The following is a 21,649-nucleotide window of genomic DNA, read 5'->3' as shown; positions in this document are numbered from 1 at the left end:
CGGAACGCCCTTCCGGCAAGTGCTCTTGCTGTCTTACGTGTCTTCTTACGTGTCCTACGTGTCTTCTTACGGTAGTGGCTGGAAGTACCCGTTAGAAGCCCAGGCCCGGCATCCCGCCGAGGCCCTGGGCCAGCGGGCCCAGCTTGGCCTGCTGGAGCTGCTGCGCGTTGTCGTTCGCGGCCTTGACGGCGGCGACGACCAGGTCGGCCAGGGTCTCGGTGTCCTCCGGGTCGACCGCCTTCGGGTCGATGACCAGGGCGCGCAGCTCGCCGGAGCCGGTCACCGTGGCCTTGACGAGGCCGCCGCCCGCCTGGCCCTCGACCTCGGTCGCCGCGAGCTCCTGCTGGGCGCGGGCGAGGTCCTGCTGCATCTTCTGCGCCTGCTGGAGGATCTGCTGCATGTTGGGCTGGCCGCCACCGGGGATCACGGTCACTCCTCGTGGTTGAAGGTCGGTCGGTCACGTCTTGTTTCCGGTGCTCCCGAGCCTACGTGGTCGGGGACCGCCCTGCCGCGACGACTCTTTCGGGTGAGAAACTGCGGGCTCCTCTACCTGATCAACACCCTCTTGCGGGCGGAAATCCCGGGATTCCGGGCCCACCGCCCACCATTCGGCGGTAGGAAGGGCAGGCACCACGTGCACCGCACGTCACAGAAGGACACGAGCGACACGAACGCTGGGCTGAGCAGAGGAGTCCCCCGGTGAGCCACCAGCCGGAGATGCAGCCGCCGGGGCAGCCCGGGGAAGACGTCCGCAGAGATCTGACGGGGAAGCCCTTCCCCCTGGGCGACTGGGGCGAGCCCGCGGAACGCCTCGACGAGCTCTACCGGTGGGTGGAGTCGAACGCCCTGCGGACCGCCGAGTGGTACCTCGCGGACCGGGTCTGGAAGCGCCGCTTCGCGCGCGTGCTGCGGATCGGCACCGCGCTCGGCGTGATCGCCGGGGCCGCGCTGCCGCTGCTCGACCTGACCGGGGTCGCCGGGGGCACGGCCGGCTGGGGCTACCTCTCGCTGCTGCTCGGCGCGGCCTGCCTGGCCTGCGACCGGTACTTCGGCCTGACGTCCGGCTGGATAAGGGACGTGGCGACCGCCCAGGCCGTGCAGCGCCGCCTCCAGGCGCTCCAGTTCGACTGGGCCTCGGAGAGCGTCCGGGAGGTCCTGGGGCCGACGGAGGGGACGGCCAGCGAGGCCGCCGAGCGGTGCCTGGGGGTGCTGCGCCGCTTCTCGGAGGACGTCACGGAGCTGGTGCGGGCGGAGACCGCGGACTGGATGGTCGAGTTCCGCTCGGGCCCGGCGCCGCTGGCGCTCCAGTCGGCCGGGGTCGTACCGGCCCGCCCGGAGACGGCACACCCCGCGGGCCGCTTCCCGCTGCCCCCCGGCACCCGCCCGAACATGCCGCGCCAGCGCCCCCCGGAGACCCGCTGAGGGCCGCCGGGGGCCGGGATGCGTACTAGCTGAGGATGATCATCGACCCCTGGGCGAGGCTGCGGGTCGCCGCCGCGTGCAGCCCCAGCCAGACGTGCCGCTCGCGGGCGAAGGGCCCGTCCTCGTACGGTGGCGGCGCGGCGGGCTCCTCCAGGTCGGTGGGCCGGGCGGGCGGGGCGGGGGCGGCCGGCGGGTTCGCCGGGTCGATGCCGAGGGCCGGGGCGACGAACTCCAGTTCCCGCAGCAGCCCGTACGAGGAGCCGAGCGGCCCGCCGCCCTCCAGGAGCTCCTCGCTGGAGAGCGGTACGGGGAAGTCCACCGGCACGTAGGCGCCCGCGTGGTCGTAGTGCCAGACCAGGTGCGACTGCTGGGCGGTGCTCTCGAACATCTCCAGGAGCTGCTCGTAGTCCCCGCCGAGCTCGCCGACCGGCTCGACCGGCAGCCCGCAGACCGCCAGCAGGTAGGCGCGGCGCAGGAAGTGCAGGGCCTCGTAGTCGAAGCCGGCGACCGGGGCGACGTCGCCGGAGAGCCCCGGCATGTACGCGTACACGGGCACGGTCGGCAGTCCCGAGGCGCTGAGCACGGCGTCGTAGGCGGCCAGGTCTTCGGCGAAGGGGTTGTCGGGGCTGTGGCACAGCACGTCGACGAGGGGGACCAGCCACAGGTCACAGGCCAAGGGAGGCTCGCTCTCCGTCAGTTCCGGGGAGGGCCAGGGTAGTCGGCGGCGCCGACGACGCCCACCCGAGGAGGACCTGCCCCCGGAAGCGGTGGCTCAACCCGTACGGGGCGCACGGCCCTCCAGCCGGTCGGCCCATGCCAGGCAGTGCGCGTTGTAGCCCCGTACGACCCCGGCGGCGGCCTCCGCGTCCCCGCGGGTGACGGCGTCCACGAGCTCCACGTGCCCGGCCCAGAGCCGGCCGCCGAGCTCGCGCTCGGCCCGCAGGCGGGGCACGGAGAAGGCCCAGGACTGGACCCGGAGCCGGTGCAGGAACTCGGCGATGTGGTCGTTGCGGGCGACGAGCCGCCCCAGCTCGCGCCAGTAGCGGATGTCGTACCCGATGAGGACGTCCAGATCACCGGCGCGGGCGGCCCGCACGGCGGCCTCGCCCCGGCGGCGTATCGACACCAGGACGACCCCGATCCCCGGGTCGGGCTCGGGCAGCGCCACCCGGTCCCGCCCGGCGTACCTCCGGAAGATCCCGTCGGCGACGAGCATCCGGGCCTCCACCATGTCCCGGTAGTCGGCCACCGAGAACTCGTGGACGCGGAAGCCCCGGTGCTGGTCGGAGTCGAGCAGCCCCTGGGCACAGAGGTCGACGAGCGCCTCGCGGACGGGGGTGGCGGAGACGCCGTACTGCTCGGCGATCTGCTTGACGGTGAACTCCTGCCCGGGCTGGAGACGCCCCGCGAGGACTTCGTCACGGAGCGCGTCCGCGATCTGCCGGCTGAGGGTGCTGCGGGTGACGGCGCTGGTCGCGGACGTGCCGGGCATGCGGGTGGGCCCCCTCCGTGAGGTTCCGGAAGACTGTAATCCAGACCCGGTTGCTCGGGAGAGGCCCTCGTCACAGGGTCTGACCGGCCGCGTCGGCAGCACACCGGTCACCGAAAGGGTCCTGCTCGCGTACCCGCACGGGCATGCCGCCGCAGACGGCGGGATCGCAGGGCCCGACGTGCCCCCGCGTCAGCCGCGCCGCCCTCTTCCAGGGCTACCGGGCGCCGAGCAGGGAGGACGAGCACGGGCCTACCGCCGTCGTCAGCGGCCCGGCTGCGCGCCGTAGAGCGGTAGGCCCGTCGTGGTGAGGTCGCCTCCCAGCTCCTCCGGGAGCGGCACCTCCTCGCCGTACTTTCCGTGCACCACCGCCTTGTACTCGCCCTCTCCGGGGCGAGTGAACAACGACCACGTGCCCGTACGCGGATCGATCTGCAGCAGCCGGGCAACACGCGCGGCCGCGTACCAGGCGGTCTTCTCGTTGATGCCCTTCAGCCGCTCGTTCGGCGAGATCACTTCCACGGCCAGCTCGACCGCGTCCGCGTCCAGCAACCAGCCGTCCTCGTCCTTGAACGCGCGCGGCCCGATGGTCAGATCCGGGATCGAGTAGTCGTCCGGATCCCCCGGCATGGGGACGGAGACGTTCTCGTACGCCTCGTGCATGGCATCGAGGCCGGGGCGAATGGTGTCGCGCAGGTCGATGACGATCCCGGCGTGCTTGCCACTGGGGCTCGGGGACATCACGAGCTTTCCTCCGATGATCTCCACGCGCATACCAGTGGCCTGCTCGATCTTCTCGGCGGCTTCGCGCAGGTGTCCACGACGGACTGGAATGGGGCGGGGGGACGGGCTGGCCAAGGTGTCTCCTCCTTGCCGGCATGGAGCGAGTATGGGGGCCAGAACCTGATCGTGACGGATCCGCGTGTCACTCTACGGCAGCGTCCGTACCGCCAACGGCTCCGCCGCAGGCACCCGCAGCAGCGGCCCCTCGTCCAGCCCGAGGACGACCGCCAGCCCGCCCGTCGCGTACCGTTCCGTCCCCACGCTGCGGACCGTGCGCCACTCGCCCCAGACCCGTACGGCCTGGCCCGCCCGCACGGTGACGGCCGCGACCTCCGCCGTCCTCGGCGGCGGCGTCAGCTCCGGAGCCTTCAGCTCCGCCCACACCGTCTTCCCGATTCCGCCGACGCGGGGGCTGACGCCCCACCTGTACGTGAGCGCGTCCACGAGCTGGAGACCTCGCCCCCGGGTCTCGTCCTCCCCGGGCGCCTGGACCTCCGGACACCCCTCCCCCGCGTCGCTCACCTCCAGGCGGAGGAGCCCGTCCGTCGCGGTGTGCGCGATCCGGATGCCCACCTGCCGGTCGCTGGGCACGCGCACGCGCAGCGCGTTCGTGACGAGCTCGGAGAGGACGAGCGCTGCGGTGTCCGCGACGTCCTGGCCCGCGCCCCAGTCCCCCAGCACGGCGTGCAGCACCGCCCTCGCTCTGGGCGCGCTGCGGGGGCGGCGGGAGAGGCGGAAGGCGACTTCGTTGAGTGTGGTCATGGTGCAACCCCCTGAGGGTCGACGGTCCACCGGCATCGGGTAGCCGGTGCCATGACCAGGAGGATGGCCCGACATCACGCGAATCTGCAACGTTGCAGATTGAGTTGGCGTCAAAGTTCGCCTTTTCGAGTTAAACCGATCCCCTGGAGACTCTCGCTCTGCTAGACGTGTTGCCATGCTTGCGAAGAGCGCCACCACGAACGCGTCAACGGTCCTTGGCCGCCAACTCGGCGATGAGCTACGCCGTTTGCGCGAGGCTTCCGGGCTCACCACCGCCCAAGCGGCGGAGGCGCTCGACTGCACCAAGGGCAAGATCAGTCGTATCGAGAACGGCCGGGTGGCTGTCCGACTGCCGGACCTCACTGCGATGTTGCACGCCTACCAGGTGTCCGACGAAGACGTACGGACGCGACTGGGCGCCCTGGCCAGGAAGGCCAACCGGCGCCGCAGGGAGGGGTGGTGGAACCAGTACGGGTCCGTGCTGGCGGACACCTATCGCGACTACATCGCCCTGGAAGCCATGGCGGGCTCCATCCGCACCTTCCAAGCGCAGCTGATCCCCGGTCTCCTCCAGACGCCGGACTACATCCGGGCCGTGACCGTGGCCTCCCAGCAATGGCAGACGGGCGACGAGATCGAGAAGTTCGTCCACGTGCGCCTCGCCCGCCAGGAGCGGCTCACGGGTGACTCTCCGCTGGAGCTCTGGGCCGTCCTCTCCGAGGGTGTGCTGCTCCAGCAAGTCGGTGGAGGACAGGTCATGCGGGAACAGCTGGAGCACCTGCTGGCCGCCACCGAGCTCCCCAACGTGACCATCCAGGTGCTGCCGTTCTCCCGTGGAGCGCATGCGAGTATGTTCGGGCCGTACGTAGTGCTGGGGTTCCGCGAGGAGGGGGCGCTCGACGTGGTGCTGGCGGACAACCCGACCGGCTCCATCTGGCTGGAGAGGGAGGCCGAGGTCTCCCGCTACCAGGACCTGTTCGATGCCGCGCGCACATCCGCTCTTTCTCCTGTGGAATCCCGTGCTGTCATCCAGCGCAGGGCCAAGGAGCACAGACCATGATCAGCGGACGCCACGGAACGCCGGACCTGACGGGCGCGAAGTGGCGCACCAGCACGTACAGCGGCGGGAACAACGAGTGCGTCGAGGTCGCCCCCAACCTCCCCCACCTCGTCCCCGTCCGCGACAGCAAGCGCCCCGCCGGCCCCGCCCTCGCCTTCACCCCCCAGGCATGGCGCGCCTTCCTCTCCCACCTGGGCTGACCCGCGTCCCAGCGAGGAGACCGGCGCGCCTTCGAGAAGATCCGCGCCGCCGACCACCCCGGCCCACGGACCTCGCGGCGCCGTCGTTCACGGGACCGCCCCAGTCGGATGCGTGGTCGGTCACCCGCAGTCTGCGGGCCGCTACCGGGGCGCCGAGGCGGCCCCGTGACAGGTTCCCCTCGACCGCCACCGGCCTCCAGGACCTGATGCCCCGCGCGCCCGGGACGGCGCCGACGGCAATGCCGCCGTCCCGGGCGCGGGGCCGTCCGTCAGACCGTGTGCCGGTCGGCGACCGTCAGGGCCGCGTCCAGGGCGGCCAGGCCCTCCTTGACCTCGTCGTCGGTGACGTTGCAGGCGGGGACCGCGTGGGTGCGGTTCATGTTCACGAAGGGCCACAGGCCGTGCTGCTTCGCGGCGGCGGCGAAGGCGGCCATGGGGGCGTTGGCCTCGCCGGAGGCGTTGTAGGGGACGAGCGGTTCGCGGGTCTCCTTGTTCTTGACCAGGTCGAGCGCCCAGAAGACGCCCAGGCCGCGGACCTCTCCGACGGACGGGTGGCGCTCGGCGAGTTCGCGGAGGCCGGGGCCGAGGACGGTCTCGCCGATGCGGGCGGCGTTCTCGACGACCTTTTCGTCCTCCATCACGTGGATGGTGGCTACGGCGGCGGCGCAGGCCAGCGGGTGGCCGGAGTAGGTGAGGCCGCCGGGGTAGGGGCGGGTGTCGAAGGTGGCGGCGATCTCCTCGCTGATGGCGACGCCGCCGAGGGGCACGTAGCCGGAGTTGACGCCCTTGGCGAAGGTCATCAGGTCGGGGACGACGTCGAAGTGCTCGGCGGCGAACCACTTCCCGGTGCGGCCGAAGCCGGCCATGACCTCGTCGAGGACGAAGACGATGCCGTACTTGTCGCAGATCGCGCGGACGCCGGCGAGGTAGCCGGGCGGCGGGGTCATGATGCCGGCGGTGCCGGGGACGGTCTCCAGGATGATCGCGGCGATGGTGCCGGGACCCTCGAAGGCGATGGTGTCCTCCAGGTGCGCGAGGGCGCGCTCGCACTCCTGCTCCTCGGTGGTCGCGTAGAACGGCGAGCGGTAGAGGAACGGCGCCCAGAAGCGCACCACGCCGGCCGAGCCGGTGTCGGAGGCCCAGCGGCGCGGGTCGCCGGTGAGGTTGATCGCGGTGGAGGTGGCGCCGTGGTACGAGCGGAAGGCGGAGAGCACCTTGTGGCGGCCGGTGTGCAGCCGGGCCATCCGGACGGCGTTCTCGACGGCCTCTGCGCCGCCGTTGGTGAAGAAGATCTTGTTCAGGTCGCCGGGGGTGCGCTCGGCGATGAGGCGTGCGGCCTCGGAGCGGACGTCGACGGCGAAGGCGGGCGCGAAGGTCGCGAGCTTCCCGGCCTGCTCCTGGATGGCGGCGACCACCTTGGGGTGCTGGTAGCCGATGTTGGTGTAGACGAGGCCGCTGGTGAAGTCGAGGTAGCGGTTGCCGTCGTAGTCCCAGAAGTACGAGCCCTCCGCGCCGGCCACGGCGAGCGGGTCGATCAGGCCCTGGGCGGACCACGAGTGGAAGACGTGCGCGCGGTCGGCGGCCTTGACGGCCGCGCCGGCCTGCGGATCGGGTACGACATGAGGGGTCATGTCCCGAAGGGTAAGGAACCGCAGGTGGGGCGGCCATCACCATCTTGTCCACCGAGAGCGCGCCGGACACGACACCTTGCCAGGCCGCCGCGCGGGGAGCGGTCGGCTGCGGATTCCGTCGCCACCCGCTCGGGGGCCTCAGCCGCCGATCACCTCGACCGGGCAGCGGAGGCCGGAGGCGCGCGCGAGACCGCCGTCGGCGGTGACCGGCGCGCAGCCGTACGCCTCCGCGGACGCGAGGGCCGAGGCGTCGACGACGGTCACTCGGCGTCCTCCGGTGGCACCCCGAGCGCGCGATCCCGCTCGGCGCGGGCGGCGTGCAGGGCGTCGAGGACGTCCGCGGTGTCGACGCGGGTGCCGTGGCGTCCGGCGGAGAACGCTTCGAGGACGGCCAGGTCGTCCCGGCGCCGTACCTCGTCGGCGAGCACGTCGTAGAGGTACGCCTGGAGGGACTGGCCGCGCTCGGCCGCTATGGCCGCCAGCCGGTTCCGCATCTCCTCGGGCACGTCACGAATCCGCAGGACAACCATGCGCGCATGGTTGCATCCAGGCGGGCGGGCCGCGATCGGTGGAGCCGACGGTGCGCCGGCTGCCGGGGCGGGTCAGATCATCAGGACCAGGCGGCCCGGCCGGTGGCCCGCCTCCACCCTCCGGTGCGCCTCCGCCGCCTCCTCCAGCGGCAGCACGTCCGCCACCCGGGTCGCGAGGCCGCCCGCGGCGACCAGTTCCAGGAGCTCCTTCAGACGGGCCGCGTCCGGGTGGCCGGCCACCGCGTCCACCCGGATGTCCCGCTCGGCCGACGGCATCCGCTCGGGCGTCGCGGAGACGAAGACGCCGCCGTCCTTGACCACAGGAAGGAGCGGTTCGGCGATCAGGGCCGCGTCGAAGACGCCGTCCACCCCGTCCGGCGCGAAGCCCCGCACCGCGGCGTTCACGGTCTCCGACGGCCCGCGCCCCACCGTCCCCTCGGCGCCGAGGACCCGCAGCTCGCTCGCGTCGTCGGCCTCGCCGAGGGCGATCACCCGGTAGCCCGCCCGTGCCGCGAGCTGCACCGCGAACCGGCCCACCACCCCGCTCGCCCCCGTGACCAGGAGCGTCGAGCCCTCCGGCAGCGCCACCAGGTCCAGGGCCTGCGCGGCGGTCAGCGCGGAGAGCGGCAGTGAGGCCGCCGCCGTGAAGTCCACCTCGTCCGGGATCGGGGCCAGCCACTCCGGGTCCGCCAGGACCATCTCGGCGTACGTCCCCTGACCGGTCCGCTCCGCCACCCACGGCACGAAGCCCGCCACGCGGGTGCCCACCGGGAGACCGGGCGCCGGGTCGAGCAGCGTCCCGGCGAAGTCGTAGCCGAGCACGAAGGGCGGGGCCAGCGGGTCGAGCGCGGCGGCGAACCGGCCGGAGCGGATCGCGAGGTCCGCCTGGTTGACCGAGGCGGCCCTGAGCCGCACCCGGACACGGCCGGGGGCGGGGTCCGGTTCGGGGCGGCGGGCCGATCGGAGGACTTCGGGTCCGCCGTAGGCGCTCACTTCGACGACACGCATGGGGTTCCTCCTCCGGAAGGGCCCCCTCGTGGCCATTACACCCACGCCTCTCCGGCCCGGGCAACCTCTGCCGGGCCACCCGGAGGACCCCGGCGGGAAGAGCCCGGAGGGCTGACGCCGGACCGTGACCCTCCGTCCCCGTCCGGTCTGGCATCCTCTTTCGACGTGGAGCCATTGAACGCGGAAGACCCGGTCAGCATCGGCCCGTTCCGACTCATCGGCCGGCTCGGGGCCGGCGGCATGGGCCGGGTGTTCCTCGCGCGTTCGGCCGGCGGGCGGACCGTCGCCGTGAAGGTGGTGCACGCCGAGCTGGCCGCCCAGGACGAGTTCCGGCGCCGCTTCGCCCGCGAGGTCGAGGCGCTGGAACGGGTCGGCGGCACCGGGACCGCGCCCGTCCTCGGCTCCGACACCGCCGCCGCCTCCCCGTGGGTGGCCATCGGGTACGTACCAGGACCGTCGCTGCGGACCGTCGTCGGCGACGAGTACGGACCGCTGCCGCCCGACACCGTCCGCGCCCTGGCCGCCGGTCTCGGCCGCGCCCTCGACCACATCCACCGGGCCGGGCTCGTCCACCGTGACCTCAAGCCCTCCAACGTGCTGCTGACCGTCGACGGCCCCCGGGTCATCGACTTCGGCATCGCCCGTGCCGTCGACACCGTCACCGACGGCGGCCTCACCAGCACCGGGGCCGTCGTCGGCTCCCCCGGCTTCATGTCGCCCGAGCAGGTGCGCGGCGAGAAGCTGACCCCCGCGTCCGACGTCTTCTGCCTGGGCTCCGTCCTCGCGTACGCGGCGACGGGGCGTTCCCCCTTCGGCACCTCCGACAGCGGCGTGCACGCCCTCATGTTCCGGATCGCCCACGACGAGCCGGACCTGACGGACGTGGCGCCCGCCCTGACCGGCCTGATCCGGGCCTGTCTCGCCAAGGACCCGGCGGCCCGGCCGACGGCGGCCGAGATCGCGGAGACGCTGCCGGTCGCCGACCCGTGGCTGCCCGCCGACGTCCTCGCCCGGCTCGGCCGGCACGCCGCCCGGCTCCTGGAGGCGGAGGGCGGGGCGGAGGGCACGGACGGGTCCGGTACGGGGCGCCTCCCCGTACCGGAGGACGGCGACCGGCACACCCGTACCGGCTCCGGCTCCGGCTCCGGCTCCGACCGTACGGCGGGCGGCCCGGCGGCCGACGACCCGACGGCCGGGCCGCCCACCGCGGGCGGGCCCCGGCCCCGGTCCCGGCGGCGGGTCCTTGTCGCCGCCCTCACGACCGCCGCCGTCGCGGCCGCCGCGGGCATCGGGTACGCCCTCTGGCCCCTCGGCGCCCCGGGCGACGACACCGGCCACGAGGGCAAGGGCACCGGCTCGCCCTCCCGCTCCTCCGCCTCCTCCTCCCCGTCCGCCGGGGCGATCCCCGCCGCCTTCCTCGGCGCCTGGGAGGGCGTCCTCCAGGGCACCCAGGAGCACCCCCGCGAGACCGTCCGGATCGAACTCGTCCAGGGCGCGCCCGGCACCAAGACCGCCGTCTACACCCACGTCGGCGACGGCCGGCTGTGCATGGGCCGCTCGCGGCTCGTCTCCGCCGACGAGGACAAGGTCGTCCTCGGCGAGTCCGACGTGACCACCAGCGTGCCCGCCCAGCGGTGCCTGGCGGCCGCCCACCAGACGCTCACCCTGCGCTCCCCCGAGGTCCTCGAATGGTCCTCCGGCGCCGCGAAGGCCACCTTCCGCAAGGCCCGCACCGGCTCGGAGATCCTGCCCGGGAAGTACCTCGGCCGCTGGAAGTCGGACCCGCTGGTCGAGGGGCCGGAGAGGGACCGCTACACCAACGAGGTGACGATCACCCAGGGCCCGGTCGGCGCCGCCGTCTTCCGCTCGCTGAGCGCCTACCCGCGCACCGACGACGAGGGCAGGGCCCTGGCGGACTCGGTCAACTGCACCTGGACGGGGATCCTGGCGAGCACGACGGCCCCGTACGTCATCGGCCCGCTGACGGCCGACCCCGGCGCCGACTCCGAGTGCCAGCTGATGGACGTCGGCAGCTACCTGGTCCTGACGACGTACCAGGGCAAGGAGCTCCTCCAGGTCTACCCGATGACCGACACCGAGCCGGCCGAGTACCGCCGGGCGGACTGACATGCCCCCTCTCCGTATATCCGCGTTACACTTCGGATATACGGAGAGGGGTGTCCCATGGGCAAGACACTGATCGAGATCGACGAAGAAGCACTGGCCATAGCGCAGGACGCGTTCGGCACCAAGACGAAGAAGGACACCGTCAACCGCGCCCTTCGCGAGGTCAGCGACAGGGTCAAGCGTCATGAGGCGCGCATGGCGGCGGAGCGTCTCGCCGCCGAAGCCCTGGACCTCGACGCCCTGACGGACAAGTCCTCCTACCGCCCCGGCCGCGCGGTCGGCGACGACGACCGGGGGCAAGCCACGTGAAGTACCTGGCCGACACCTCGGCGGTGGCGCGCTTCCTGCAGCACGGCGCAGACGCCTGGGGGTGGGGGGAGGCCCTGGACTCCGGGCTGGTCGGCATGTGCGAGCTCACAGAGCTGGAGGTCCTTCGCTCCGCGCGGTCAGCCGCACACCACAAAATGGTGCGGCAGCATCTGGCCGGGTTCTATGCGTGGGTGCCGTTCCCGGACGACACCTTCCGGCGGGCCCGGCAGGTCCAGCAACAGCTCGTCGACCACGGTGAACACCGCAGCGCCGGACCGGTCGACCTTCTCGTCGCGGCCGTGGCCGAACTGTCCGGCCTCACCCTGCTGCACTGCGACCGCGACTTCGAGGCGATCGCCCGGCACACCGGCCAACCCACCCTGATGCTCACGGACGACACCCGGCGGTAGGAGGCGGCCGCCCGGTCACAGCCCGGCCTCCGCGTCCGCGTCCGCGTGGGTCCTTCCGATCTCCGCGATGGTGTCGGCCGGGGCCCTCGGCGAAACATGACGGCGGTCGGCGCTCGCACGCCGACCGCCGCCCCGGTACGCCCTACAGGAAGGAGTTGATCTCGATCGTCTCGGTGCGGCCGGGGCCGACGCCGATGGCGGAGATCGGGGCGCCGGACATGTCCTCCAGCGCCTTCACGTAGTTCTGGGCGTTCTTCGGGAGGTCGGCGAAGGTCTTGGCCTTCGTGATGTCCTCGGACCAGCCCGGGAGGGTCTCGTAGATCGGCTTCGCGTGGTGGAAGTCGGTCTGGGAGTACGGGAGCTCCTCGACGCGCTTGCCGTCGATCTCGTACGCGACGCAGACCGGGATCTCCTCCCAGCCGGTCAGCACGTCCAGCTTGGTGAGGAAGAAGTCGGTCAGGCCGTTGACGCGGGTGGCGTAGCGGGCGATGACCGCGTCGAACCAGCCGCAGCGGCGGTCACGGCCGGTGGTGACGCCCCGCTCGCCGCCGATGCGGCGCAGCGCCTCGCCGTCCTCGTCGAAGAGCTCGGTCGGGAACGGGCCGGCACCGACGCGGGTGGTGTACGCCTTCAGGATGCCGATGACCCGGCTGATCTTCGTCGGGCCGACGCCCGCGCCGGTGCAGGCACCGCCGGAGGTCGGGTTCGAGGAGGTGACGAAGGGGTACGTGCCGTGGTCCACGTCCAGGAGGGTGCCCTGGCCGCCCTCGAAGAGGACGACCTTGCCCTCGTCGATGGCGTTGTTGAGGATCAGGGTGGTGTCGGCGACGTACGGCTTGATCTGGTCCGCGTACTGGAGCATCTCCTCGACGATCCGGCCGGACTCGATGGCGCGCCGGTTGAAGACCTTGGCGAGGAGCTGGTTCTTCTGCTCCAGGGCCGCTTCGACCTTCTGGGTGAGGATCGACTCGTCGTACAGGTCCTGGACCCGGATGCCGACGCGGTTGATCTTGTCGGCGTAGGTGGGGCCGATGCCGCGCCCGGTGGTGCCGATCTTGCGCTTGCCGAGGAACCGTTCCGTCACCTTGTCGAGGGTGACGTTGTACGGGGTGATCAGGTGGGCGTTGCCGCTGATCAGCAGCTTGGACGTGTCGACGCCGCGGTCGTTCAGCCCGCTCAGCTCGGAGAGCAGGACCGCCGGGTCGACGACGACGCCGTTGCCGATGACCGGGGTGCACCCCGGCGAGAGGATTCCGGAGGGGAGGAGGTGGAGCGCGTACTTCTGGTCGCCTACGACGACCGTGTGGCCGGCGTTGTTGCCGCCCTGGTAGCGCACCACGTAGTCCACGGATCCACCGAGGAGGTCGGTGGCCTTCCCCTTGCCCTCGTCACCCCACTGAGCACCGAGCAGCACAAGTGCGGGCACAGGCGTACACCCCTTCCGGGCGGGGCATTCCAAGGTCAGGGGGCCTACGCCGCCTCACCGGTGTGCCCCGGAATAGACGAAGCCCCTGGCGCAATAGCGCAAGGGGCTCTTGCACAAAGAGACTACCCGAGGAAGGACCGAGGTGTCGGATCACGACCAGCTGCTGGTCATCGTCGACCCGGTCGCCCGCCGAAACGACGGCGAGTCCGTACGGATCGCGAAAGATGTGCTGTCCGCGGCGGCGGAAACGAAGATCTGCCTGCCGGACGGCCCGGAGGAATTCGCCCGCGCCCTGGCCCGGCGGGGTGCCCGGCGCCCCGTCGTGGTCGGCGACGACCGGGCGCTGCTGCGCACGGTGACCCTGCTGCACCGGGAGCGCACCCTGGCGCGCGGCGCGCTGTCGGTCGTCCCGGTCGGCACGCCCGGCTCGCTCGGCCTCGCCCGGTCGCTCGGCGTGCCGCAGGGCCCGGTGGGGGCGGCGCGGGCGGTGGTGGAGGGGGTGGCCCGGCGCCTCGACCTGCTGGTCGACGACGGCGACGGGGTGGTGCTCGGCGGCGTACGGATCGGGATGGCGGCCCCCGCACCCGCCCCGCCGCCGTCGCCCACGATGTGGAACACCTGCCGCACGCTGGTACGCACCCTGGTCCGCGTCCCCGCACAGCGCGGCACGCGCACCCACCGGCTGCGGGTGGAGGCGGACGGGGTGCTGCTGCGGGACCTGGACGACCCCGTGGAGTCGCTGACGCTCCGCCCCCTCGGCGGCGTCGCGGAGGTCGTCGTCCGCCCCCCGCACGCCCCACCGGTCCGCGTGGAGGCCCGCACGCTCACGGTCTCGGGCCCCCTCTTCCGCTACGACGCCGACTCCCGCACGTCCCCACCCCTCGCCCGCCGCACCTGGACGGTCCGCGAGGCCGCGTGGAGCCTCACCCTGCCCGTTCTCCCCGCGCCTTCCGCCCCTCCCGGGGGAGCGGACGAGACCTGATCCCCCCCTGCGCCTGATCTCCCCTGCGACGGAACGCGGGCCCCGTGGTCGTCGCCTGGATCGAAGGGCGGGCGTTCTTCGAGCGGCTGGGGGCCGTCGGTCAGGCGGAGGCCCTCTCCTCGGACTGAGCGTCGCGGTGGAGGCGCCAGCGGGCGAGCATGCCGTGCAGTTCCTGCTGGATGAACTCGAAGAACTCGGCGGTCTCCGCGACGCGCGCGCCCGCGGCCGTGTCGGGGCCGAGGGCCTCGACTCCGTCGCGGAGGACCTTCTCCCAGCGGGTCAGGACCTGGTCGCGGCGGGTGAAGGCCTCGTACCAGAGTTCGTGGTGGAGGACGTAGCGGTCGCGGCGGGTGCCGGGGTCGCGTTCGCGGCCGACCATGCCGACCTGGGTGAGGTAGCGGATCGCGCCGGAGACGGCCGCCGGGCTGATCCGCAGCCGTTCGGCCAGTTCGGCCGAGGTCATCGAGCCGGACTCGGAGGCGAGCAGGGCCGCGAAGACCCGGGACGCCATGCGCTGCATGCCCGCTTCGGTCAGCTCGGCGGCGAAGCGTTCGACGAACCGCGCCCGGTCTTCTGCCCGGTCTTCTGCGCTGCTGCTGGTCATGCGGTCATCGTCTCCCTCGCTCACCCGGCCGCCTCGATTTTATACGCTTTCTTAACTTCACAACTTTGTGAAATCAGCGTACGTTCTGAACCATGACGAAGGCAATCACGGTCGCCGGGCTCCACAAGGCGTTCGGACGCACCCACGCGCTGGACGGTCTCGACCTCGTCGTCGAGGCCGGTGAGGTCCACGGCTTCCTCGGCCCCAACGGCTCCGGGAAGTCCACCACCATCCGGGTCCTCCTCGGACTCCTCCGCGCCGACTCCGGCGCCGTCCGGGTGCTCGGCAAGGACCCCTGGTCCGACGCCGTCGAACTGCACCGGCGGATCGCCTACGTCCCCGGTGACGTCACCCTGTGGCGCAACCTCTCCGGCGGCGAGGTCATCGACCTCTTCGGCCGGCTGCGCGGAGGGCTCGACAAGGCGCGGCGGGCCGAGCTGATCGAGCGCTTCGAGCTCGACCCGACGAAGAAGGGCCGCACCTACTCCAAGGGCAACCGGCAGAAGGTCGCCCTGGTCGCCGCCTTCGCCTCCGACGCCGACCTGCTGATCCTCGACGAGCCCACCAGCGGCCTCGACCCGCTGATGGAGGGCGTGTTCCAGGGCTGCATCGCCGAGGCCCGCGAGCGCGGTGCGACCGTCCTCCTGTCCTCGCACATCCTCAGCGAGGTCGAGACCCTCTGCGACCGGGTCAGCATCATCCGCAAGGGCCGCACGGTGGAGAGCGGCTCGCTCGCGGACCTGCGCCACCTCACCCGTACCAGCGTCAGCGCCGAGCTCGCCGGCGCGCCGAACGGGCTCGCCCACCTGCCCGGCGTGCACGACCTCGACGTGCAGGGCCGGCGGGTCCGGCTCCAGGTCGACACCGACAAGCTCGACGCGGTGCTGCGGTCCCTCACCGAGTCCGGCGTGCGCTCGCTGACCAGCACCCCGCCCACCCTGGAGGAGCTGTTCCTCCGCCACTACACCGACGACGCCACGGGCACGACGAACGAGGCGATGGCGCGATGAGCACGCTCTCCGTCCCCCTGACCGGCACCGGCACCCTCACCCGGCTCGCGCTCCGCCGCGACCGGCTGATGCTGCCGCTGTGGGTCGTGGTCATCGGCGGCATGGTCGCCGGCGGCGTCGGCACGATCGGAGGGCTGTACGACACCGACGCCAAGCGGGCGCAGATCGCCGCCTCGATGAACGCCAACAGCTCCATCCGGTCGCTGTACGGGCCGGTCTTCGACGACTCCGTCGGCGGGCTCGTCGCCTGGCGGTTCGGGGTCTTCGCGGCGACCCTCGCGGCCGTGATGAGCCTCGTCATCGTCGTCCGGCACACCCGCGAGGAGGAGGAGACGGGCCGTCAGGAGCTGCTCTCCGCCGGGGCGGTGGGCCGCCGCGCCCCGCTGACGGCGGCGCTGCTCACCGCACTCGTCGCCAACACCGCCGTCGCGCTGATCATCACGGCCGGGCTCGCCGGCCAGGGCCTCGGCGGGGCGCTCGCCCTCGGCCTCGCGGTGGGCGGCACCGGCATGCTCTTCGCCGCCACCGCCACGATCGTCGCGCAGCTCACCGAGAGCGCGCGGCTCGCGAAGGGCCTGACGGCCGCGGTCCTCGGCGTCGCGTTCGTGCTGCGGGCGGCGGGCGACGCGGGGACGGAGGGCGGCTCCTCCGTACTGACCTGGGTCTCGCCCGTCGGCTGGGCGGAACAGGTCCGGCCGTTCGCCGGCGAGCGCTGGTGGGTGGTGCTGCTGATCGCCGCGGCGGTCCTGGTCCAGACGGCGGTGGCGTACGCGCTGACCGGGCGGCGCGACGTCGGCATGAGCTTCCTGCCGGCCCGGCCGGGCCCGGCGGAGGGGCGGCTCGCGACGGCCGGCGCGCTGGCCTGGCGGCTGCAGCGGGGCGGACTGCTCGGCTGGTCGCTCGGGTTCCTCGTGGCCGGGCTCGTCTTCGGCGGGATGGTCGAGGGCGCGGCGGACATCGTCGGCGACAACGAACAGGCGAAGGAGATCTTCGAGCGGATGGGCGGGCAGAGCGCCCTCACCAACGCCTTCCTCGCCGCGATGGTCGGCATGTTCGGAATGATCGCCGGACTGTTCGTGGTCGGCTCGGTGCTGCGGCTGCACGGCGAGGAGACCTCGCAGCGCGCCGAACCGCTCCTCGCCGCCGTCCTCGGCCGGCTGCGGTGGGCGGCGGGGCACCTGGTCGTGGCCTTCGGCGGGACGGTACTGATCATGGCGCTCGCGGCGGCCGGTCTGTCCGCCTCGTACGGCAAGGACTTCGGGCCCGTCCTGGGCGCGGCCCTCGCCCAGCTGCCCGCCATCTGGGTCCTGGGCGGGGTGGCGGTGCTGCTGTGGGGCGCGTTCCCGAAGGCCGCGGTGGCGGCGTGGGGCGTGGCGGGGCTCGCGCTGGTGATCGGCTGGATCGGCCCGGCCCTGAACCTGCCGCAGTCGGTCCTCGACCTCTCGCCCTTCGGCCACCTGCCGAAGCTGCCGGGTCCCGAGATGACGTGGGCGCCGCTGCTGGTGCTCACGGCGATCGCGGCGGCCCTGGTGGCGGGCGGGCTGTGGCGGCTGCGGCGCAGGGACGTCGTCTGCTGAGGCCGTGGGGGCCGGTGGTGCACCGGCCCCCACTACACCTCTACGAGCAGTTCCTCCACGCCCCTGATCACATACCCCTTCCTCCACTCCGGCTCCGCCGCGAGCCGCAGCGTCGGGGCCTGGCGGAGGAGTTCGGCGAACAGGGCGGTGAGTTCCAGGCGGGCCAGCGGGGCGCCCAGGCAGTAGTGGACGCCCGCGCCGAAGGTGATGTGGGGGTTGTCGGTCCGGGACAGGTCGAGGACGTCGGCCGTGGGGCTGGGGGTCCCCCCGGACGAAGTCTGGGGGAGGGCCGGGTCCCGGTTCGCGGAGCCGAACAGGAGGGCGACCTCCGCGCCGCGCGGAATGACCTGGCCGCCGAGCTCGATGTCGTCCAGGACCCAGCGCTCGAACATCTGCAGCGGCGTGTCGTAGCGGAGCAGTTCCTCCACAGCTGTGGACAGCAGTCCGTCCGGATCCGCGCGCAGGGCCGCCAGCTGCTCCGGGTGCCGCAGCAGCGTCCACCAGCCGGTCACGGTGGTGTTGACCGTCGCCTCGTGGCCCGCGTTGAGCAGCAGCACGCAGGTGGAGACCATCTCCTGCTCCGACAGCTCCTCGACGCCGATCAGCGCCGAGATCAGGTCGTCACCGGGCTCGGCCCGCCGCCGGGCGATCAGCTCCCGCAGGTAGTCGGAGAACTCGATCGAGGCGCGGACGGCCCGCCGGGCCGTCTCCTCCGACGGGTTGAGCTCGAACATGCCGCAGATCGCCGCCGACCACGGCCGCAGCATGGCCCGCTCCTCGTCCTCCTCCGGGACGCCGAGCATCGCGGCGATCACCGCGACCGGCAGGGGTTCGGCGACCGTCGCCTGGAGGTCCCCGCCACCCGCCGCGACCAGTTCGCCGACCAGGCCGGCCGCCAGCTCCCGTACCGTCGGCACGAGCCGCTCCACCGTCCTCGGAGTGAACGCCTTCGACACGAGGCGCCGGATCCTGGTGTGGTCGGCGCCCTCCAGGTCGAGCAGCCCGTGGTCGTTGAGGGTGTGGAAGGGCTCGTGGGCGGGGTCGGGGGCCGTGCGCCCGAACTCCTCGTGGGTGAAGCGGTGGGTGTACGTACGGCCCAGGCGCCGGTCCCGCAGCAGCGCCGACACGTCCTCGTGGTGCGGGACCAGCCTCCCCCTAGAACTTCGTTCAGGGGGGACCCCCAGGGTGGGCGCGTACCAGTGCGCCCGGCCATGGGCCCGCAGCTCGGCGTAGGCGGGGTAGGGGTCGGCGACGAAGGCCGGGGACCAGGGGTCGAAGGCGGCGTCCATGGGACGGACGCTACCCCCGTACCGGCCGCTAACGCCCGACCCGCACCAGCCGTGCCTCGTACGCGAAGACCGCCGCCTGCGTCCGGTCGCGCAGGCCCAGCTTCACCAGGATCCGGCTGACGTGGGTCTTGATCGTCGACTCGGCGACGACGAGGTGGTCGGCGATCTCCTGGTTCGACAGGCCCTGCGCGATGAGGACCAGGACCTCCGTCTCCCGCTCGGTCAGCTCCCCGATCCGGGCGACGGCGGGCGCCCTCGGCGCGGTCTCGGCGGACTTCGCGAACTCGGTGATGAGCCGCTTCGTCACGGTCGGCGCGAGCAGCGCCTCCCCGGCGGCGACGATCCGCACGCCGTCGGCGAGCTGCCGGGCGGAGGCGTCCTTGAGGAGGAAGCCGGAGGCGCCGGCGCGCAGCGCCTGGTACACGTACTCGTCGAGGTCGAAGGTGGTCAGGACGAGGACCTTGGCGTCCGCGTCGGCGGCGACGATCTCGCGGGTGGCCTCGATGCCGTTCAGCTCGGGCATCCGGATGTCCATGAGGACGACGTCCGGGCGGAGGGCGGCCACCTGGGCGACCGCCTCCCGGCCGTTGACGGCCTCGCCGACGACCTCGATGTCCGGCATCGCGCCGAGCAGCACGGAGAAGCCCTCGCGGACCATGGCCTGGTCGTCGACGATCAGTACCCGGATCACTGGGCAGCCTCCTCGCGCTGGACGGGGATGAAGACGGTGACCTCGTAGCCGCCGTCCTCGGCCGGTTCGGCCGTCATCTCCCCGCCGAGCATGGTGACACGCTCCCGCATGCCGGTGATGCCGTGCCCGGCGCCGGGGGACGGTTTGACCAGGCCGCGCGCCGGTCCGTTGACGATCCTGAGCCCGAGCCCACCGAGCACGTACCCGAGCTCGACCTTGGCGCCGGCGCCCGGCGCGTGCCGCAGCACGTTGGACAGGGCCTCCTGGACGATCCGGTACGCGGACAGCTCCACGCCCTGCGGCAGCTCGCGCACCGCGCCGGTGACCGTCAGGGCCACGTCGAGCCCGGCCTCGCGGACGTTGGCGACGAGGCCGTCCAGGTCGGCGAGGGTCGGCTGCGGGGCGTCGGGGGCCTCGTAGTCCTCCGCCCGTACGACCCCGAGGATGCGGCGCAGCTCGGTGAGGGCGGCGACGGCGTTCTCCCGGATGGTGCGGAAGGCCTGCTCCAGCTCCGGCGGCGGGTTCTCCACCCGGTAGGGCGCGGCCTCGGCCTGGATGGCGACCACCGACATGTGGTGGGCGACGACGTCGTGCAGCTCGCGGGCGATGGTCGTCCGCTCCTCCAGGAGGGTCCGCTTGGAGCGTTCGACGGCGGTGACGGTCTGCTGGGCGGTGACCTCCTGCCGGGCCTGGCGGCGGATCTGGAAGATCGCCACGGCCAGCAGGAGGAGGGCGGAGGAGAACAGCATCTCGGCGCCGTTGAAGGTGTAGCGGCCCATGCCGAGGAAGAAGGCGGTGAAACCGGCGTACCCGGCGGTGAGCAGCCACATCCAGCCGGCGGTGCGCGGCCGGGTCCGCATCGCGACGATCACCAGGACGAAGAGGTGGGCGGCGAAGGAGTTCGGCGCCCAGGGCCAGCCGTCGTACCCGCCGAGGTAGGCGACGAACGGCGTCGAGACGAGCGAGACCCAGAAGGCGAGCGCCGGCCGGACCAGGGTGAGCAGGACGGCGGCGGTCGGCACCACGCAGTAGACGAGGACGGTCAGGCCGAACCTGGCGTCGATGGCGTTGATGCGGTCGAAGCCGAAGAGGAAGGTCACCAGGGCCAGGAAGCCCACCACCGCGTGCGGCAGCAGGCCCGCGTGCGGGCGTATCCGCTTCGGCAGGAAGCGCAGGGCCGGGCTGTCCGGGGCGAGGCCGGGCAGCGGGCGGTAGGCGGAGGCGGCGTCCACGAGGTCCGCGCGCAGACCGCCGAGCGCGTCCATCGCCATGCGGAGCTCGGGGCTGCGGCTGCCCGTGTCGGGGGTCTGGGTCGGATTCACGCCGTCCACGGTACGGAACCGGCGGGGACGGCCGCGTCCCGCTGGATGCGGATCCCGGGCCGTCCCCCTTGAGTACTACGGAGCTCCGGGGGTCTAGAAAGCCAGCTGCGCGAGCTCCTCCGCGACCACCGCGCACGCGTCGGCCGCCGGGTCGATCAGCGGGAAGTGGCCGACGTCCTCCAGGAGCGTCAGGCCGACCGTCTCACCCGCCTTCGCCGCCGCCTCCACGAAGGCGTCGGCGACCTCGGCGGGGACGACGACGTCCTCGCGGCCCTGGACGAGGGCGGTGGCGATGCCGGTGGGCAGCAGCCGCGCCGGGTCGGCGGCGGCGGCCCGTTCGTCGTATGTCTCCTCGCCGCCCAGGAGCTGGGTGACCGCGCCTCCGCACACGTCGAGCTCGCGGGCGCGCTCGAAGTGGCCGATGGGGGCGAGGGCGACGACGCCGCGCAGCGCGGGCGGGGCGGGCAGCCGCCAGGGAGAGCCCGCGGGCAGCACGTGCCGGGCCGCCGCCCACAGGGCGAGCTGGCCGCCGGCCGAGTGCCCGGTGAGGACCGTGCGGTACGGGTCGGCCCGCGGCAGGTGCGCGGCGGCGAGTTCCGGTACGGCGTCGAGGGCGGCGGCCACGTCGTCGAAGGTCTCCGGCCAGCGGCCCGCGACCGGGGCCGTACCGTCCTGGTGGGGCAGGCCGGGGCCACGCCGGTACTCGACGCTGGCGACGGCGAAGCCGCGGCGTGCCAGGAAGCCGGCGAAGGGGCTGATGTGCCGCCGGTCGTAGGGGGCCCGCCAGGCGCCGCCGTGCAGGACGACGACGAGCGGGGCGCGCCCGGCGCCGGTGCGGGGGGCGTAGAAGTCGACGAGCTGATCGGGGTGTTCGCCGTACGCGGCGGTGGCGTCGGGGGGGACGGCCGGGTGCGAGAAGGCCGATGCCTCTTCGGCGGCGTCGCGCGCGGCGGGGTCCGGCATGGGGTGTTCCAACCTCTCGGTGACGGGGCCGAATCGGCCTGACCTGCGGGGACC

Annotated in this window: 24 protein-coding genes; 9 read left to right on the top strand and 15 right to left on the bottom strand. The window is 72.9% G+C overall.

What is annotated here, in order from left to right; all coding sequences use genetic code 11:
• Positions 1 to 91: 91 nt before the first annotated feature.
• Positions 92 to 427, bottom strand: a complete 336-nt coding sequence (locus QK442_RS29010; protein WP_282697054.1) for a YbaB/EbfC family nucleoid-associated protein — start codon at positions 425 to 427, stop codon at positions 92 to 94.
• Between the two features lie 290 nt (positions 428 to 717).
• Between QK442_RS29010 and QK442_RS29005 the strand changes: the two genes are divergently transcribed.
• Positions 718 to 1,422, top strand: a complete 705-nt coding sequence (locus tag QK442_RS29005; protein WP_282697087.1) for an SLATT domain-containing protein — start codon at positions 718 to 720, stop codon at positions 1,420 to 1,422.
• A 25-nt stretch (positions 1,423 to 1,447) separates the two neighbouring features.
• Here QK442_RS29005 and QK442_RS29000 read toward each other — a convergent pair whose 3' ends face one another.
• The 4 genes from QK442_RS29000 to QK442_RS28985 form a co-directional block, all read right to left on the bottom strand.
• Positions 1,448 to 2,098 (bottom strand): hypothetical protein, encoded by a 651-nt coding sequence (locus QK442_RS29000; protein WP_282697053.1) that lies wholly within the window; start codon positions 2,096 to 2,098, stop codon positions 1,448 to 1,450.
• A 96-nt stretch (positions 2,099 to 2,194) separates the two neighbouring features.
• Positions 2,195 to 2,914, bottom strand: coding sequence for a GntR family transcriptional regulator (locus QK442_RS28995; RefSeq protein ID WP_282697052.1), 720 nt, complete (start codon positions 2,912 to 2,914; stop codon positions 2,195 to 2,197).
• Positions 2,915 to 3,175: 261 nt separating this feature from the next.
• Complete coding sequence (locus QK442_RS28990) at positions 3,176 to 3,769, bottom strand: Uma2 family endonuclease (protein WP_282697051.1); 594 nt, start codon at positions 3,767 to 3,769, stop codon at positions 3,176 to 3,178.
• 72 nt (positions 3,770 to 3,841) lie between these two features.
• A complete protein-coding gene (locus QK442_RS28985) occupies positions 3,842 to 4,456 on the bottom strand; it encodes an ATP-binding protein (protein WP_282697050.1) in 615 nt (204 codons plus the stop codon).
• A gap of 175 nt (positions 4,457 to 4,631) precedes the next feature.
• Between QK442_RS28985 and QK442_RS28980 the strand changes: the two genes are divergently transcribed.
• Entirely contained in the window at positions 4,632 to 5,516 is an 885-nt protein-coding gene (locus tag QK442_RS28980) for a helix-turn-helix transcriptional regulator (RefSeq protein ID WP_282697049.1), read from the top strand.
• Positions 5,513 to 5,716, top strand: a complete 204-nt coding sequence (locus QK442_RS28975; protein WP_282697048.1) for a DUF397 domain-containing protein — start codon at positions 5,513 to 5,515, stop codon at positions 5,714 to 5,716. Before QK442_RS28980 ends, QK442_RS28975 begins: the two co-directional genes overlap by 4 nt.
• Before the next feature lie 269 nt (positions 5,717 to 5,985).
• Here the strand turns inward: QK442_RS28975 and QK442_RS28970 are convergent, their stop codons facing one another.
• From QK442_RS28970 to QK442_RS28955, 4 genes are all read right to left on the bottom strand, one after another.
• Entirely contained in the window at positions 5,986 to 7,347 is a 1,362-nt protein-coding gene (locus QK442_RS28970) for an aspartate aminotransferase family protein (protein WP_282697047.1), read from the bottom strand.
• A 138-nt stretch (positions 7,348 to 7,485) separates the two neighbouring features.
• On the bottom strand, positions 7,486 to 7,611 hold the full coding sequence (locus QK442_RS28965) for a hypothetical protein (RefSeq protein ID WP_282697046.1): 126 nt from the start codon (positions 7,609 to 7,611) through the stop codon (positions 7,486 to 7,488).
• On the bottom strand, positions 7,608 to 7,877 hold the full coding sequence (locus tag QK442_RS28960) for a hypothetical protein (RefSeq protein WP_282697045.1): 270 nt from the start codon (positions 7,875 to 7,877) through the stop codon (positions 7,608 to 7,610). Before QK442_RS28960 ends, QK442_RS28965 begins: the two co-directional genes overlap by 4 nt.
• A gap of 72 nt (positions 7,878 to 7,949) precedes the next feature.
• Complete coding sequence (locus tag QK442_RS28955) at positions 7,950 to 8,885, bottom strand: NADP-dependent oxidoreductase (protein WP_282697044.1); 936 nt, start codon at positions 8,883 to 8,885, stop codon at positions 7,950 to 7,952.
• A gap of 165 nt (positions 8,886 to 9,050) precedes the next feature.
• Here QK442_RS28955 and QK442_RS28950 point away from each other — a divergent pair, with 165 nt between their 5' ends.
• Genes QK442_RS28950 through QK442_RS28940 form a run of 3 tightly spaced genes read left to right on the top strand, consistent with a single transcriptional unit; the run spans position 9,051 to position 11,731 of the window.
• A complete protein-coding gene (locus QK442_RS28950; RefSeq protein WP_282697043.1) occupies positions 9,051 to 11,012 on the top strand; it encodes a serine/threonine-protein kinase in 1,962 nt (653 codons plus the stop codon).
• Between the two features lie 57 nt (positions 11,013 to 11,069).
• On the top strand, positions 11,070 to 11,321 hold the full coding sequence (locus QK442_RS28945) for a type II toxin-antitoxin system VapB family antitoxin (protein WP_282697042.1): 252 nt from the start codon (positions 11,070 to 11,072) through the stop codon (positions 11,319 to 11,321).
• Positions 11,318 to 11,731, top strand: a complete 414-nt coding sequence (locus tag QK442_RS28940; RefSeq protein WP_282697041.1) for a PIN domain nuclease — start codon at positions 11,318 to 11,320, stop codon at positions 11,729 to 11,731. Before QK442_RS28945 ends, QK442_RS28940 begins: the two co-directional genes overlap by 4 nt.
• 142 nt (positions 11,732 to 11,873) lie before the next feature.
• Here the strand turns inward: QK442_RS28940 and QK442_RS28935 are convergent, their stop codons facing one another.
• Positions 11,874 to 13,157, bottom strand: coding sequence for an adenylosuccinate synthase (locus tag QK442_RS28935; protein WP_282697040.1), 1,284 nt, complete (start codon positions 13,155 to 13,157; stop codon positions 11,874 to 11,876).
• A 142-nt stretch (positions 13,158 to 13,299) separates the two neighbouring features.
• On the opposite strand from QK442_RS28935, the gene QK442_RS28930 reads away from it, so the two are divergent.
• A complete protein-coding gene (locus QK442_RS28930) occupies positions 13,300 to 14,139 on the top strand; it encodes a diacylglycerol kinase family protein (protein WP_282697039.1) in 840 nt (279 codons plus the stop codon).
• A 100-nt stretch (positions 14,140 to 14,239) separates the two neighbouring features.
• On the opposite strand, the gene QK442_RS28925 is transcribed toward QK442_RS28930, so the two are convergent.
• Positions 14,240 to 14,743, bottom strand: coding sequence for a MarR family transcriptional regulator (locus QK442_RS28925; RefSeq protein WP_282697038.1), 504 nt, complete (start codon positions 14,741 to 14,743; stop codon positions 14,240 to 14,242).
• 92 nt (positions 14,744 to 14,835) lie between these two features.
• On the opposite strand from QK442_RS28925, the gene QK442_RS28920 reads away from it, so the two are divergent.
• Both QK442_RS28920 and QK442_RS28915 read left to right on the top strand, forming a co-directional pair.
• On the top strand, positions 14,836 to 15,753 hold the full coding sequence (locus tag QK442_RS28920) for an ABC transporter ATP-binding protein (protein ID WP_282697037.1): 918 nt from the start codon (positions 14,836 to 14,838) through the stop codon (positions 15,751 to 15,753).
• Positions 15,750 to 17,330 carry an ABC transporter permease gene (locus QK442_RS28915; RefSeq protein ID WP_282697036.1) on the top strand — a complete coding sequence of 527 codons (1,581 nt, stop codon included), beginning with the start codon at positions 15,750 to 15,752 and terminating at the stop codon, positions 17,328 to 17,330. Before QK442_RS28920 ends, QK442_RS28915 begins: the two co-directional genes overlap by 4 nt.
• Positions 17,331 to 17,362: 32 nt before the next feature.
• Here QK442_RS28915 and QK442_RS28910 read toward each other — a convergent pair whose 3' ends face one another.
• From QK442_RS28910 to QK442_RS28895, 4 genes are all read right to left on the bottom strand, one after another.
• Positions 17,363 to 18,619: a cytochrome P450 gene (locus QK442_RS28910; protein ID WP_282697035.1), complete on the bottom strand. Its 1,257-nt coding sequence runs from the start codon at positions 18,617 to 18,619 to the stop codon at positions 17,363 to 17,365.
• 28 nt (positions 18,620 to 18,647) lie between these two features.
• Positions 18,648 to 19,310 (bottom strand): response regulator transcription factor, encoded by a 663-nt coding sequence (locus QK442_RS28905; RefSeq protein ID WP_282697034.1) that lies wholly within the window; start codon positions 19,308 to 19,310, stop codon positions 18,648 to 18,650.
• A complete protein-coding gene (locus tag QK442_RS28900) occupies positions 19,307 to 20,581 on the bottom strand; it encodes a histidine kinase (RefSeq protein ID WP_282697086.1) in 1,275 nt (424 codons plus the stop codon). Before QK442_RS28900 ends, QK442_RS28905 begins: the two co-directional genes overlap by 4 nt.
• Before the next feature lie 144 nt (positions 20,582 to 20,725).
• A complete protein-coding gene (locus QK442_RS28895) occupies positions 20,726 to 21,595 on the bottom strand; it encodes an alpha/beta hydrolase (protein ID WP_282697033.1) in 870 nt (289 codons plus the stop codon).
• Positions 21,596 to 21,649: the final 54 nt, after the last annotated feature.

The sequence above is a fragment of the Streptomyces sp. CC208A genome (assembly GCF_030010625.1).
Classification (GTDB): Bacteria; Actinomycetota; Actinomycetes; order Streptomycetales; family Streptomycetaceae; genus Streptomyces.
This window is presented reverse-complemented; position numbering and strand designations above follow the sequence as displayed.